The sequence below is a fragment of the Mariniflexile fucanivorans genome, assembly GCF_004341235.1.
In the GTDB taxonomy this organism is placed as follows: domain Bacteria; phylum Bacteroidota; class Bacteroidia; order Flavobacteriales; family Flavobacteriaceae; genus Mariniflexile; species Mariniflexile fucanivorans.
Genome location: NZ_SLUP01000008.1, coordinates 143,951 through 157,597 on the forward strand (window position 1 = coordinate 143,951; position 13,647 = coordinate 157,597).

Consider the following 13,647-nt stretch of genomic DNA (forward strand, 5'->3'; position numbering starts at 1 on the left):
TTTAACGATTAATTGTAAATTTTCATTATCTTTGAGCCTCAACAATAAATTGTTATTATGAACAAGACGAAAGCCTTGGTGATTTTAGTATTGTTGCTTTATGTTCTATCGGTTACATTTCATTTTGGAAGTGAAGACGTTATTGCAAATGCTCTCGAATCATTTATATTACCAGTAATTACTTTGTTATATTTTATAACGGTAAAAAGAAAATCCTTATTTTTTACACTGTTCTTGGTGCTTTTTTCTATATCAGATTTAATGATTTTTATAGGACCGTACATTCCATATGATCTCGATTATTATTTAGGTAATTTTTTATACATATCAGCCTATATTTCTTTAAGTATTGAAATTTTTAAATCTGTTTCTTTATCTTATATTTTAAAAAATTATAAACTTCATTTACTTATTTTAACTATTTTGAATATATACATAATTTATGTTTTACAGGTTATAGTAGACCCTCACGTAGGAGAAACGAATATATATTATGTGGAATTATTGTATAATATAGTGATGCTTACACTTTTGTCAGGCTCTTTAATGAATTATTTTTATAGAGACAATGTGAAGTCTTTGTTTTTGTTTTTAGGGTCTTTGTGTATTGTTTTTGGTGAAGTTATTTGGGTAGCTTATATATACATTTCAGAGCGGTATTTACTAAATGTTGTTTCTACCACTTTATATTTAGTAGCATTTTATTTCTTCTACAAACAATCGAAAATTAAGCAAGATATAAGGCGAGAAGAAGAAAACATGTTTTTAAGTTAGTTTTTCTGTTATTATTTTTCAGATTAATATGAATCAATCCGACAAACCGCACACAAATCAATTTTTATATCGATAAAAAGCATAGTTTTAACGCTGAAATGGTTTTTATTTATATATTTGTTTCAACCTACTTATCTGAAAATTGTGAAAAATTGGTTTAAAATTACTTTCAATTCGGTTTTTTTTAGTGCATTAATCATATTAATGGCATTAAATGTTGTTGTTGTTTTTACAAATGACACTTTGATATTGAAAACCGCCACGTCACTTTTTATTCCCGTATTTTTAATTTTATTTTTAGTAAGATATAACTCTTTAGGTATTGTATTTATCTCCTTTTTGTTATTTTATTTTTTAGGGGATGTTGCTTTTTTGTTTTTTGCTAAAAATGAACTAATTGAAGCTTCGAGTGTGTTTTATATTGCAAGTTATCTGTTTCTACTAATTTTAGTGGTTCCTAAATTTAAACTTTTGGAAGTCGATTTATTGGTGGGTGCTTATTTATTGGTAGTTTTTGTAATAAGCCTTTACTTCTTGTACACTATATATAATATTTTAAATGTGCTTATGCCAAATACAACAGAAGTGATTTTGTATGGCGTAAAAAGTCTTGTTTTAATTGTTTTAACTTTAGTATCGTTTGGTGTGTATTTACACACACAATCGACACAATCTGCTTTGTTTTTAACTGCGGTAGTGTTTTTTGGTTTATCTGTAATTTTGAATTATTTAAACCTATATTATTTAAACTATTGGATATTAGAATTGTTTTATAGAATACTATATGCGTTAGCGCTTTACGTTATGTTTAAATATATAATGGTGAATAAAGAAGAAGTTTTAGTTAAAAAACCTAAGTTAATACGGTTAAAAGAAAGCTATGCTTCTGATACGGTTTTATCTTAAACAATAATAGATGTCCCGTTAGCGGATTTATTATTGTTGGCATCAAAATAAAAATCTATTTTCCCTAAATTCAATCCGTAGCATCCTACTTGGTTTACTAACATGTTTTTGCCTTCAATATTTTTTACAACAGTTGGTTTTGGTAGGAAAGTATGTGTGTGGCCTCCAATAATCAAATCTATGTCTTTGGTTAAAGCTGCTAATTTCAAGTCGCTTATTTTGTTAGGATTTGTTTTGTAACCATAACCTAAATGGGATAAGCATATTACCAAATCACATTTTTCATTGGTTTTTAATAGTTGTGTCATGTCTTGGGTTATTTCAATAGGGTCTAAATATTTTGTTTCTTTAGACATAGCAGGATCAACTAATCCATCCAGTTCAATTCCCAAACCGAAAACCCCAATTTTTATTCCATCTTTAATGAATATCTTATATGGTTTAACATGTGTATCCATGATGGTGTTCGAAAAATCGTAATTTGCAGAAATAAATTCAAATTCAGCATGTGGTAATTGGGCGTATAACCCATTAATGCCATTATCAAAATCATGATTGCCAATAGTGGCTACATCATATTTTAATTTGCTCATTAGTTTAAATTCAAGTTCACCTCCATAATAATTAAAATAGGGTGTTCCTTGAAAAATATCGCCAGCATCCAGTAAAAGGGTGTTGGGGTTTTCATTTCTAATGGATTCAATTAAATGTGCTCTTCTAGCAACCCCACCTTTATTGGCATTTCTACCATCTTCAGGACCAAAAGCATCAATATGGCTGTGAACATCGTTGGTGTGTAAAATAGTAATTTTAGTTTTTTTAGGTATAGTCGAGAACGATTGTAGCCCAAAACCTCCAATAGTTACCAATGCTGTTGTTGCCGATACTTGCTGTATAAAATCTCTACGTTTCATTTTTTGTTTTTTTAAGTTTCAGAGTTTCAGAGTTTCAGAGTTTCAAAGCTTCAGAGTAACAAAGTTTAAAGTAGATAGCTTTATTAATATTATTTTACTTAGCCACTTTATTACTTCTTCATAATAAACCTATCGTCTCTCACAGGTCTTATGGTATCCACTTTCTTAAAATTATCAATTAAAGCATTTCGTATCTTATAGTCTAAAATATAAAGGCCTTCATCTGGTTTAAAAAAGGTCATGTTGTCGCCTCCATTATATAAATAATCGTTGGTAGCAACATAATAAGTTTTATCAGGTTCAATTTTTTTACCCTGAATTGAAGCTTCAATCAAATTAAAATTTTTATCAACGGATAGTTTAAGTTTGGAAATAGGATGTGGTGTGTCAGATTTGCATAAATAGCTAATTAAACTATCTACTTGAGTTCCTTTAATGGCAACAACAACAATACTGTTTTCAAACGGCATTAGCTCGAAGGCAGTCCTGGTAGTTATGTTTCCTTTGCTAATAATAGACCGAATACCGCCATGGTTTAAAATAACCATATCTATATTTTTACCCGTTTTACTTTTAAAAATAGGGTTGGATTCATCAAAAACAGCATCTGCCATAAAATTTCCGATGGCCGTATTAAACGCTCCTTCAGTTTTTGTGTATGTGTCAACTGAATATGCCAACACACTATCTAAATCCTTCTGAATGTGCGTTCTGTAAGGTTTTATAAAAGCTTCAATATCTGCATCTCCAGCTATTGAATCTGTAATTTGAATTTGCTTGCCTTCAATTTTGGTTAAATGCTCTTTAGGAGACTTACAATTGAAAAGCAGTAATATATATAACAAATAAATTAAATATGTAAACCTCATATTTTTAATAGATTTTTTGAATGCGATTTTGTTACCTTTGCGCAAAGTATAAAGATAAAATGATTTTAAAAGGTTTTAAAGAAAAATCTATTAAAAAACACATCAATAAATTGTTATCCGAACGCTACGTAAATGTTTCGGCTAAGAAGGTTGAAAGTTTAGGGATTATCTTTAATTTAGATGAGGTTGATAATTTTGAACAGTTTAATGTACTGTCATCTTGTTTAAAAGTGATGCCAAATAGGTTAAAGGTTATAGCGTTTTCTTCAAATAAAAAAGAAACACTTAAATCTTGGGATGTTTGTTTTAATCCAGATGATTTTGGTTGGAATGGCGTTGTAAAAAGCGGGGAATTACAAACTTTTTTAAATACCAAATTTGATGTTTTGATAAGTTATTACGAAGCTGATATTACCGAGTTAAAATTACTTACGGTCAAATCGAAGGCAGAATTTAAAATAGGCTTATTGCAAATAGACGAGCGTTTAAACGATTTAATTATAAAAACTAACCTAAAAGAATTTAACGTATTTAAAGATGAAGTTTTTAAGTACCTAACTATATTAAAAAAAATTAAAAATGAATAGTAAGTTTCTAGGAACTGGAGTTGCATTAGTTACACCTTTTAAATCAGATTTAACTATTGATCATGATGCTTTAGTAAATATTGTAAATTTCAATATAGAAAACGGAGTGGAATACCTTGTGGTTTGTGGTACTACCGCCGAGAGTGTTACTATAACAAAAGAAGAAAAGAAAGCTATTATAAACACTATATCTAAAACTAATAACGGGCGTGTGCCATTGGTTTTAGGAATTGGAGGCAATAATACAGCACTGGTTATAGAAGAAATAAAATCTACCGATCTAAGCAATATCGATGCTATTTTATCGGTATCTCCATATTATAGTAAACCTACGCAAGAAGGCATTTATCAGCATTTTAAAGCGATCGCCGAAGCGTCGCCTATTGATATTATTTTATACAACGTTCCCGGTCGTACTTCTAAAAACATGGAAGTTGAAACCACATTACGATTGGCAAACGGTTTTAAAAACATTATTGGCGTTAAAGAAGCAGGAAACAATGTGTCGCAGTATTTACAATTAATTAAAAACAAACCAGAAGATTTTTTAATAATCTCTGGGGATGACGATTTAGCTTTAGGTATTGTATTGGCTGGAGGTGCAGGTGTTATTTCTGTAATTGGTCAAGGGTTTCCTAAAGAATTTTCAGAAATGATTCGTTTAGGATTAAATGGAAATGCAAAAGACGCCTATAAACTACATTTCAGATTAATGGATGTAATTGGCTATATTTTTGAAGAAAATAATCCTGCCGGCATCAAAGGTGTTTTTGAAGCTTTAGGGATGTGCAAAGACAGTGTTAGATTGCCTTTAGTGCCAGCTTCAAATGCATTAAAAGAGAAAATTAAATCGTTTGTAAAAAATTTTTAATAATAAAGTTCAATTAATATATCTGTTAAATATTACTTAATCCTTATGATGGCTGTGTTTAAGCCATTATTTTAGCGGTAAAATAATATTTTTAAAATCCATATTAATAACTTAATTTTGCATCTTGTTTAAAAATTATGAAGAGATTTCTTTACATATTAATAACTGTCACACTTTTAAGCTCTTGTAGCGAATATCAAAAAGCATTAAAAAATGAAGATATTGCTACCAAGTTTAAAATGGGAGAGGATCTGTATAACGAAGGTAAATTTGCTAAAGCCAATAAATTATTTGCGCAAATAGTGCCTAATTATAGAGGGAAACCACAAGCTGAAAAACTCATGTATTTGTATTCAAACTCATTTTATCAAATGAAGGAGTTTTATACAGCAGGCTATCAGTTTGAGCGTTTTGCGTCTAGCTATCCAAAAAGTGAAAAACTAGAAGAAGCATCTTTTTTAGCAGCAAAAAGTTCTTACATGTTGTCGCCAGTTTATAGTAAGGACCAAAAAGAAACGAAGGAAGCTATTGAAAAACTGCAAGAATTCATCAATTTGTTTCCAGAATCGGAATACCTTTCCGAAGCTAATAAATTAGTGAAAGAATTAGATTTTAAGCTAGAAAAGAAAGCATTTAGTATAGCAAAACAGTACAATACTATTTCCGACTATCCGGCGTCTGTAAAGTCGTTTGATAATTTTATGTTCGATTTTCCAGGTTCTACTTTGCGTGAAGAAGCCTTATTTTTAAGGTTTGATGCAGCTTATAAACTAGCCGTTAATAGTGTTGAATATAAGAATACAGCAAACGGAATAGTTCCTTTAAAGAAAAACCGTTTGGAACAAGCTAAAGAATACCACGATTCATTTAAAAAAGCATATAATAATTCTAAGCATACAGAAGAAGTTGAGAAAATGGCTTCGGAATTGAATGAACAATTAAAAAAATATAGCACTAAAAGTTAAATAACAATGACAATGGATTTAAAGAAAACCAATGCACCTGTTAATACCATCACGTACGACAGAAATCAAATTGACGAGCCAACTGAGAATATCTATGAGTCAATTTCAATCATCGCAAGACGTGCAGAACAGATTAACACAGAGATTAAAAAAGAACTTATCGATAAGTTGGAAGAATTTGCCACTTACAACGATAGTTTAGAAGAAATCTTTGAAAATAAAGAGCAAATTGAGGTTTCTAAATTTTATGAAAAATTACCAAAACCGCATGCGCTAGCTGTTCAAGAATGGTTAACAGATAAAATTTATTTTAGAAATACTGAAGAAGATAATCAGTAAACTTTTTTAAAATGTCAATATTAAGCGGCAAGAACATACTATTAGGAATTAGTGGTGGTATTGCCGCTTACAAAACAGCTTCTCTAGTAAGATTGTTCGTGAAATTGGGCGCTAACGTAAAAGTCGTTATGACGCCTGCCTCCAAAGAATTTATTACACCTTTAACTTTATCAACGCTTTCAAAAAACCCTGTATCTTCTACTTTTGTAAATGAAGAGGATGATAATGGCGTATGGAATAGCCATGTCGATTTAGGTTTGTGGGCAGATTTGTTTATAATTGCGCCTGCAACGGCAAATACCTTAGCAAAAATGGCAAATGGCGTTTGTGATAACTTGTTATTAGCAACTTATTTGTCGGCAAAATGTCCTGTGTATTTTGCTCCAGCCATGGATTTAGATATGTATATCCACCCAAGTACCTTACAGTCTTTTAAAATATTAGACAGTTTTGGTAATATTATGATTCCCGCAACTAGTGGCGAATTAGCAAGTGGTTTAGTGGGTGAAGGTAGAATGGCAGAACCCGAAGATATTGTAACTTTTCTAGAAGATAACATTTTAGAGAAACTGCCCCTAAAAGGAAAAAAAGTGCTTATTACAGCAGGTCCAACGCATGAAGCGATTGATCCGGTTCGTTTTATAGGAAATCATTCTAGCGGAAAAATGGGCTTTGAAATCGCAAAGGCTTCGGCAAATCTTGGTGCTGAGGTAATTTTAATAACTGGGCCAACTCATGAAAAAGTATTCAATAGCCTTATTCAAGTCATTCCTGTTATAAGTACAGATGATATGTACAATGCAGTTCACGACCATTTTAAAGTGGCTGATATTGCTATTCTTTCCGCAGCCGTTGCCGACTATAAACCAAAAGAAGTAGCATCTCAAAAAATAAAAAAGAAAGAATCTACGTTAACATTAGAGCTAGAAAAAACAAAAGATATTTTAGCATCATTGGGAGCTATTAAAACCCATCAGTTTTTAGTAGGTTTTGCTTTAGAAACCAATAATGAACTCGAAAACGCAAAAGACAAATTAAAAAGAAAGAACTTAAATTTAATTGTTTTAAATTCGTTAAACGATACAGGTGCTGGTTTTAAAACCGATACAAATAAAGTTACTTTTATTGATGCAGAAGATACCGTAACCGAGTTTCAATTAAAATCGAAAGCAGCCGTTGCTACCGATTTATTAAATAAAATTTTAGAACAAATTAATGCGTAACATTCTTATAGTTTTAATATTCAGTTTTGGAATTGTAGGTTTCTCTCAAGAGCTAAACTGCAATGTAGTAGTGAATGCCCAACAAACGGGTAATGAAAATTTGCAAATTTTTAAAACTTTAGAAAAGCAACTAAAAGAGTTTGTTAACAATACTAAATGGACTAATAAGACCTTTGCAGCCCAAGAGCGTATCGATTGCAGTATGGTTGTAAATGTTGTAAACTATAGTGGGGAGTCGTTTCAGGCATCATTGCAGGTGCAATCTTCAAGACCAGTTTATGGTTCTTCATTTACCACACCCATTTATAATTTCAATGATAAAGATTTTAATTTCACCTATTTAGAATTTCAGAATTTAATTTTCAGCCCAACACAATTTGAATCTAATTTAGTTTCTGTTTTGGCATTTCATATATATATGGTTTTAGGCTTGGATGCCGAATCGTTTGCCGAAAATGGTGGTGAACCTTATTTTCAACAAGCTCAAACCATTGTTAATTATTCGCAACAAGGTAATTTTAATGGCTGGAAATTGGCAGATGGTTTACAAAGTAGATTTGCTTTAATAGACAATATTTTGTCGCCAACTTACAAGGAATATAAGGACGTTATGTACACGTATCACCGTAAAGGTTTAGATGTTATGAGTAGTAACGCGAAAGAAGGTAAAGAGCAAATAGCTGAGTCTTTAAAACAATTTCAGCTGATGAACAGTCGTAGACCAAACTCGTTTTTACTCCGTACTTTTTTCGATGCTAAATCAGATGAAATAGAACAAATTTTTAGTGGCGGTCCCAACGTAAATATTGCCAGTGTAAAAGAAACGCTTCAAAAAGTAGCGCCTATGCACAATAGTAAATGGCAAAATATTAAGTTTTAGTCTTTTTAAGTATCAAAGTTTCAGAGTTTCAAAGCTACAAAGCAATTAAGATTTGAAATTTCAATAAAAATTTAAAAGCCATCAACCAATAACAAAATACCAACAACCAAGTACCATCAACCCAAAATGCTTACATCACTTTCCATAAAAAATTACGCTTTAATTGATAAACTTTATGTGGAGTTTAACGATGGGTTTTCTATAATTACAGGTGAAACTGGTGCTGGGAAATCGATACTCTTAGGAGGTTTATCTTTAATTCTTGGGAAGCGTGCCGATTTAAGTAGTTTAAAAAACACTGAAGAAAAATGTGTAATTGAAGCTGTTTTTAATATTTCAAATTACAAACTTCAAGCACTTTTTAAAGCTGAAGATTTTGATTATGAAGCCCAAACCATTATCCGTAGGGAGATTTTGCCTTCTGGAAAATCTAGAGCTTTTGTAAACGATTCCCCAGTAAATTTAAATAGTTTGCAATTGTTGGGCGAACGTTTAATTGATATCCACTCGCAACACGAAACATTACAACTTACAAGTAACGAATTTCAGTTTCAGGTCATAGATGCTTTGGCTAAGAACGAAGACACGCTTCAAACGTATAAACTAGAGTTAAAAAGCTATAAAAAATTAAAAAAAGAACTTCAAGAACTTTTAGATTTTCAAGCAGATGCTATTAAGGAACACGATTATAATTCGTTTTTATTGAGTGAGTTGGTTGAAGCCAATTTAGTGGATGGTGAATTGGAATTGCTTGAAGAAGAATACGAAACCTTAAATAATATTGAAGGGATTAAGGAAAAACTTTCTGAGGCGTATCAAATATTAAATGAAGAACAAATTGGAATTCTTCCTGCGTTAACAACTTTAAAAAACACGTTTCAAAAACTAACTAGCTATTCGTTAAAGTATGAAGATTTATTCAACCGTGTGAATAGCAGTTTGATTGACATGGACGATGTTTTTAAAGAAGTGGATGTTTTGCAAGATCATTTGGAAGCAGACCCAAATCGATTGTCGGTTATCGATGCTAAATTACGGGTACTCCATAATTTAATGCAAAAGCATGTTGCAGAAAGTGTTCTTGATTTGATCAAAATAAAAATTCAATTAGAAGAAAAAGTATCTTTCACCGAAAATTTAGACGATTCTATTCAAAAGAAACGTTTGGAAATAGAAACGAAGGAAGCAGAATTAAATACCATTTCAGAAGATATTCATAATAATAGAACAGCAGTAATTCCAAAGTTAACAGAGCAATTAGAAACTATTTTAGGAAGTTTAGGGATTCCAAACGCACAATTTAAAATAGACGTTGTTTACGGAACAGCGTTTTTCGCAAACGGAAAAGACGACTTGTCCTTTTTGTTTTCGGCCAATAAAGGCGGAAATTTTAACGAACTCAAAAAAGCAGCTTCGGGTGGTGAATTATCGCGTATTATGTTGGCTATAAAGTCTGTTTTATCAAAATACATTCAATTACCAACCATCATGTTTGATGAAATTGATACAGGTGTTTCTGGTGAAATTTCAAATAAAATGGGCGATATTATGCTGCAAATGAGTAAAACCATGCAAGTATTTTCTATTACTCATTTACCTCAAATTGCAGCAAAAGGCCATTCACATTTCAAAGTATATAAAGAAGATATTAACAACGTAACCCAGACCAATTTAGTGAAATTAAACCACGATGAACGTATTGTAGAAATTGCGCAAATGTTGGGCGGTTTGGAAATGTCATCTTCTGCAATAGCGCATGCAAAAGAATTATTGAATTAATTGTATATTTGCGCACTAATTTAACATAAAAACGAATCAACATATAAACCAGAAGGCATGTCATACAATTTATTAAAAGGAAAAAGAGGAATTATTTTTGGAGCATTAGACTCAAATTCAATTGCTTGGAAAACAGCAGAACGTGTTCACGAAGAAGGAGGAACCTTTGTTTTAACCAATGCACCAGTTGCCATGAGAATGGGACAAATTAATGAGTTAGCTGAAAAAACAGGGTCTCAAATTATTCCTGCCGATGCTACTTCTATGGAAGATTTAGAGAATTTGGTGAAACAATCTGTGGAAATTCTTGGAGGTAAAATTGATTTCGTTTTACATTCTATTGGTATGTCTATCAATGTTAGAAAAGGACAACATTATACGAACCAAAATTACGAATGGACCCAAAAAGGAACCGATGTTTCTGCCATGTCTTTCCATAAAGTAATGCAAACACTTTACAAGCAAGATGCTATGAACGAGTGGGGAAGTATTGTTGCTTTAAGTTATATGGCAGCACAACGTGTGTTCCCAGATTATAATGATATGGCAGATAATAAAGCCTATTTAGAAAGTGTTGCCCGTAGTTTTGGTTATTTCTTTGGGCGCGATAAAAAAGTGCGTGTAAACACTATTTCGCAATCGCCAACGCTAACAACTGCTGGTAGTGGTGTAAAGGGTTTTGACGGGTTTATTTCTTACGCCGATAAAATGTCGCCACTTGGTAACGCAACGGCTTTAGATTGTGCAAACTATACGGTTACCTTATTTAGTGATTTAACAAAACGTGTTACACTGCAAAACCTTTATAACGATGGTGGTTTTAGTAACATGGGTGTTAGTACCGCGGTTATGGAATACTTTATGGACAAACAATAAATTATAATAAAAGGTCTTAAAGGTTTAAAAAATCGCGAGGACTTTTATAAATATAGAAAATAGCCACCTGCTTTAAGGTGGCTTTTTTGTTTGCTTTAATTACATTTGTGTTATGCAATTACAATTTTCATTCATCATTCCTGTTTATAATCGTCCAGACGAAATACAAGAGCTTTTGCAAAGTTTTGTTGAGTTGAAAACAGCTACTAAATTTGAAATTGTTATTGTGGAAGATGGATCTACTATTCCATCCAAAGAAATTGTAAATACTTTTAGCTCTAAACTGAATATTTCCTATTTTTTTAAGGGAAATTCAGGTCCGGGTGATTCCAGAAATTTTGGAATGCAACATGCTAAAGGAAACTATTTCATTATTTTAGATTCCGATTGTATTTTACCTAAAAATTATTTATTTGAAGTTGAAAAAAGCTTAAATGAAAATTATGTAGATTGTTTTGGTGGTCCCGATGCGGCACACCATTCGTTTTCCAATTTACAAAAAGCAATTAATTTTTCAATGACATCGGTTATTACCACAGGTGGTATTCGAGGTAATAAAAATAGCGTGGACACCTTCCAACCGCGAAGTTTTAATATGGGCATTTCCAAAGAAGCTTTTTTAGCGTCAGGTGGTTTTGGACGTATTCACCCAGGTGAAGACCCCGATTTATCCATTCGCCTCTGGAATTTAGGTTATAAAACAACTTTAATACCAGAAGCTTTTGTGTATCACAAACGGCGCATGTCTTGGAGCAAATTTTATAAGCAAGTACATAAATTTGGCTTGGTGCGCCCTATTTTAAATAGTTGGCACCCTTCAACAAAAAAAATAACTTATTGGTTTCCTACGTTGTTTTGTTTAGGGTTTGTTTTATCAGTTTTATTACTTGTGTTCCAAATAAAATGCTTCGTAATGCTTTATGCTTTTTATTTTGTTTCAGCTTTTTTTATAGCGCTGTTTACAACTAAAAGTGTTGTGGTTTCGTTATTAGCATTAATAGCCATTGTAATTCAGTTTTTTGGTTACGGCTATGGTTTTTTAAAATCGACACTAGCTATTAATGTTTTTAAAAAGAAACCAGAAATGTGTTTCCCTAATTTATTTTTTAAATCACCATGCTAAAAAAAATAAAATCAAACTTATTAACTTCCATTAAGAACAAAAAAATAAATGTGTTTTTTTTCTTTTTAGTGCTAGCGTTTATCATTTTAATGTTCACCAAACTGTCAAAAACATACACTAATACGATTGTTTTTAACATTGAAAAAATAAATGTTCCGCAAGAAGATATTATTCTAAATGATTCTATTGTATTAAACATCACGTTAAAAACACATGGTTTTAAATGGTTGACCTATTATTTTGCTAAGCCAAAAATTAAAATTGACTTTGAAAAGGATGTTAAAAAACAAGATTCTACTTTTATCTGGAATAAATCCAAGGCTTATTTAGAAAATACCCAGTTTGATAAGCAGGTTGAATTATTAAATATATCTCCAGAAATATTAACGTTTAGATATAGTATAAACATGGTAAAAAAAGTGCCTGTTAAACTTAATTCGGATATAAAATATAGTTTGGGGTTCGATGTTTCTAAACCTTATGAATTAAAACCAGATTCCATTGTAGTAATTGGTCCCAAAGCTTTAGTTTCACAAGTGAATTTTGTTCAAACAGAAAAAATTTCATTAAATGATGTTAGAAAAAACATATCGGAAACCGTTAAATTAAAGCTTCCAACAAAGCATAAAGATTTAACTTTTTCAAACGATAAAACCATTTTAAAAGCAACGGTTGAAAAATTTACTGAGGGTACATTAAAAATTCCGGTTACCATAGTTAATGTTCCAGAAAACATTAATTTAAAATATTTTCCTAGAGAAGTAAACGTATCTTATTATATAAGTTTAAGTAATTTCAACAATATTTCAGCTAAAGATTTTAAGGTAGTTTGCGATTATAGTAATGCTGTAAACAATCAATCGCTTTTAGTGCCAGAGTTAGTTGAGTTTCCAAAATCTGCTAAAAACGTAAAAATTAAACAACAACGAATAGAATTCATCATTATAAAATGAAAGTAATAGGGTTAACTGGTGGTATTGGAAGTGGTAAAACAACGGTTGCCAAACAATTTGAAGCGTTGGGTGTCCCTGTATATATTGCAGATGAGGAAGCAAAAAAGCTCATGAATACATCCAAGGTTATCAAGCGAAAACTCATTCAACTATTTGGTAATGAAGCATATGTAAATAACCAATTGAACAAACCTTTTATAGCCAATATTATTTTTAATGATAAAACTTATTTGCAAAAAATGAACGCCATTGTGCATCCAAGAGTGGCTACACATTTTAAAAAATGGCAATCCAAACAAAATGCTCCTTACGTTATAAAGGAAGTCGCTATTTTGTTTGAAAACGGAGGGCATAAACAATGCGATTACGTTATTACAGTTATCGCACCAAAGGATGTACGCATAGAACGTTTGCTAAAAAGAGACAATACTACTAAAGAAAGGGTGGAAGCCATCATGAAAAATCAATGGTCTGATGATGAAAAAATTAAACTTTCAGATTACGTAATAACTAACATAACACTTGAAGATACTAAAAATCAAGTAAGTAAAATTCATGTTAAAATTATTAAATCGATAGAATAAACAC

The 13,647-nt window shown here is 31.3% G+C and carries 15 protein-coding genes; 13 read left to right on the plus strand and 2 right to left on the minus strand.

Going from position 1 to position 13,647, the window contains the following annotated elements; genetic code table 11:
* Nucleotides 1-57 precede the first annotated feature (57 nt).
* Nucleotides 58-774, plus strand: a complete 717-nt coding sequence (locus tag EV196_RS15985) for a hypothetical protein (protein ID WP_132218783.1) — start codon at nucleotides 58-60, stop codon at nucleotides 772-774.
* Nucleotides 775-978: 204 nt separating this feature from the next.
* Nucleotides 979-1,680 carry a hypothetical protein gene (locus EV196_RS15990; RefSeq protein ID WP_132218784.1) on the plus strand — a complete coding sequence of 234 codons (702 nt, stop codon included), beginning with the start codon at nucleotides 979-981 and terminating at the stop codon, nucleotides 1,678-1,680.
* Here EV196_RS15990 and EV196_RS15995 read toward each other — a convergent pair.
* Both EV196_RS15995 and EV196_RS16000 read right to left on the minus strand, forming a co-directional pair.
* Nucleotides 1,677-2,594: a bifunctional metallophosphatase/5'-nucleotidase gene (locus tag EV196_RS15995; RefSeq protein WP_132218785.1), complete on the minus strand. Its 918-nt coding sequence runs from the start codon at nucleotides 2,592-2,594 to the stop codon at nucleotides 1,677-1,679. The two genes, EV196_RS15990 and EV196_RS15995, sit on opposite strands and share 4 nt — an antisense overlap.
* A gap of 110 nt (nucleotides 2,595-2,704) precedes the next feature.
* Nucleotides 2,705-3,463, minus strand: a complete 759-nt coding sequence (locus EV196_RS16000; RefSeq protein ID WP_132218786.1) for a 5'-nucleotidase C-terminal domain-containing protein — start codon at nucleotides 3,461-3,463, stop codon at nucleotides 2,705-2,707.
* A gap of 59 nt (nucleotides 3,464-3,522) precedes the next feature.
* Between EV196_RS16000 and EV196_RS16005 the strand changes: the two genes are divergently transcribed.
* The 11 genes from EV196_RS16005 to coaE all read left to right on the plus strand — a co-directional run bounded on the left by EV196_RS16005 (nucleotide 3,523) and on the right by coaE (nucleotide 13,643).
* Nucleotides 3,523-4,050, plus strand: coding sequence for a DUF6913 domain-containing protein (locus EV196_RS16005; protein WP_132218787.1), 528 nt, complete (start codon nucleotides 3,523-3,525; stop codon nucleotides 4,048-4,050).
* Nucleotides 4,043-4,921 carry a 4-hydroxy-tetrahydrodipicolinate synthase gene (gene dapA / locus EV196_RS16010; protein ID WP_132218788.1) on the plus strand — a complete coding sequence of 293 codons (879 nt, stop codon included), beginning with the start codon at nucleotides 4,043-4,045 and terminating at the stop codon, nucleotides 4,919-4,921. Before EV196_RS16005 ends, dapA begins: the two co-directional genes overlap by 8 nt.
* A 137-nt stretch (nucleotides 4,922-5,058) precedes the next feature.
* Nucleotides 5,059-5,886, plus strand: coding sequence for an outer membrane protein assembly factor BamD (locus EV196_RS16015; RefSeq protein ID WP_132218789.1), 828 nt, complete (start codon nucleotides 5,059-5,061; stop codon nucleotides 5,884-5,886).
* A gap of 12 nt (nucleotides 5,887-5,898) precedes the next feature.
* Nucleotides 5,899-6,225, plus strand: a complete 327-nt coding sequence (locus EV196_RS16020; RefSeq protein ID WP_132218790.1) for a DNA-directed RNA polymerase subunit omega — start codon at nucleotides 5,899-5,901, stop codon at nucleotides 6,223-6,225.
* A gap of 11 nt (nucleotides 6,226-6,236) precedes the next feature.
* Complete coding sequence (gene coaBC, locus EV196_RS16025; protein ID WP_132218791.1) at nucleotides 6,237-7,448, plus strand: bifunctional phosphopantothenoylcysteine decarboxylase/phosphopantothenate--cysteine ligase CoaBC; 1,212 nt, start codon at nucleotides 6,237-6,239, stop codon at nucleotides 7,446-7,448.
* A complete protein-coding gene (porD, locus tag EV196_RS16030; RefSeq protein WP_132218792.1) occupies nucleotides 7,441-8,328 on the plus strand; it encodes a type IX secretion system protein PorD in 888 nt (295 codons plus the stop codon). Before coaBC ends, porD begins: the two co-directional genes overlap by 8 nt.
* 126 nt (nucleotides 8,329-8,454) lie before the next feature.
* Complete coding sequence (gene recN / locus EV196_RS16035) at nucleotides 8,455-10,107, plus strand: DNA repair protein RecN (RefSeq protein ID WP_132218793.1); 1,653 nt, start codon at nucleotides 8,455-8,457, stop codon at nucleotides 10,105-10,107.
* A 57-nt stretch (nucleotides 10,108-10,164) separates the two neighbouring features.
* Nucleotides 10,165-10,983, plus strand: a complete 819-nt coding sequence (locus EV196_RS16040) for an enoyl-ACP reductase FabI (RefSeq protein ID WP_132218794.1) — start codon at nucleotides 10,165-10,167, stop codon at nucleotides 10,981-10,983.
* Nucleotides 10,984-11,095: 112 nt separating this feature from the next.
* Complete coding sequence (locus tag EV196_RS16045) at nucleotides 11,096-12,106, plus strand: glycosyltransferase (protein WP_132218795.1); 1,011 nt, start codon at nucleotides 11,096-11,098, stop codon at nucleotides 12,104-12,106.
* Entirely contained in the window at nucleotides 12,100-13,059 is a 960-nt protein-coding gene (locus tag EV196_RS16050) for a YbbR-like domain-containing protein (RefSeq protein ID WP_132218796.1), read from the plus strand. The genes EV196_RS16045 and EV196_RS16050 overlap by 7 nt, the downstream gene beginning before the upstream one ends.
* Nucleotides 13,056-13,643 (plus strand): dephospho-CoA kinase, encoded by a 588-nt coding sequence (gene coaE / locus EV196_RS16055; RefSeq protein WP_132218797.1) that lies wholly within the window; start codon nucleotides 13,056-13,058, stop codon nucleotides 13,641-13,643. The genes EV196_RS16050 and coaE overlap by 4 nt, the downstream gene beginning before the upstream one ends.
* The last annotated feature ends 4 nt before the right edge of the window (nucleotides 13,644-13,647 follow it).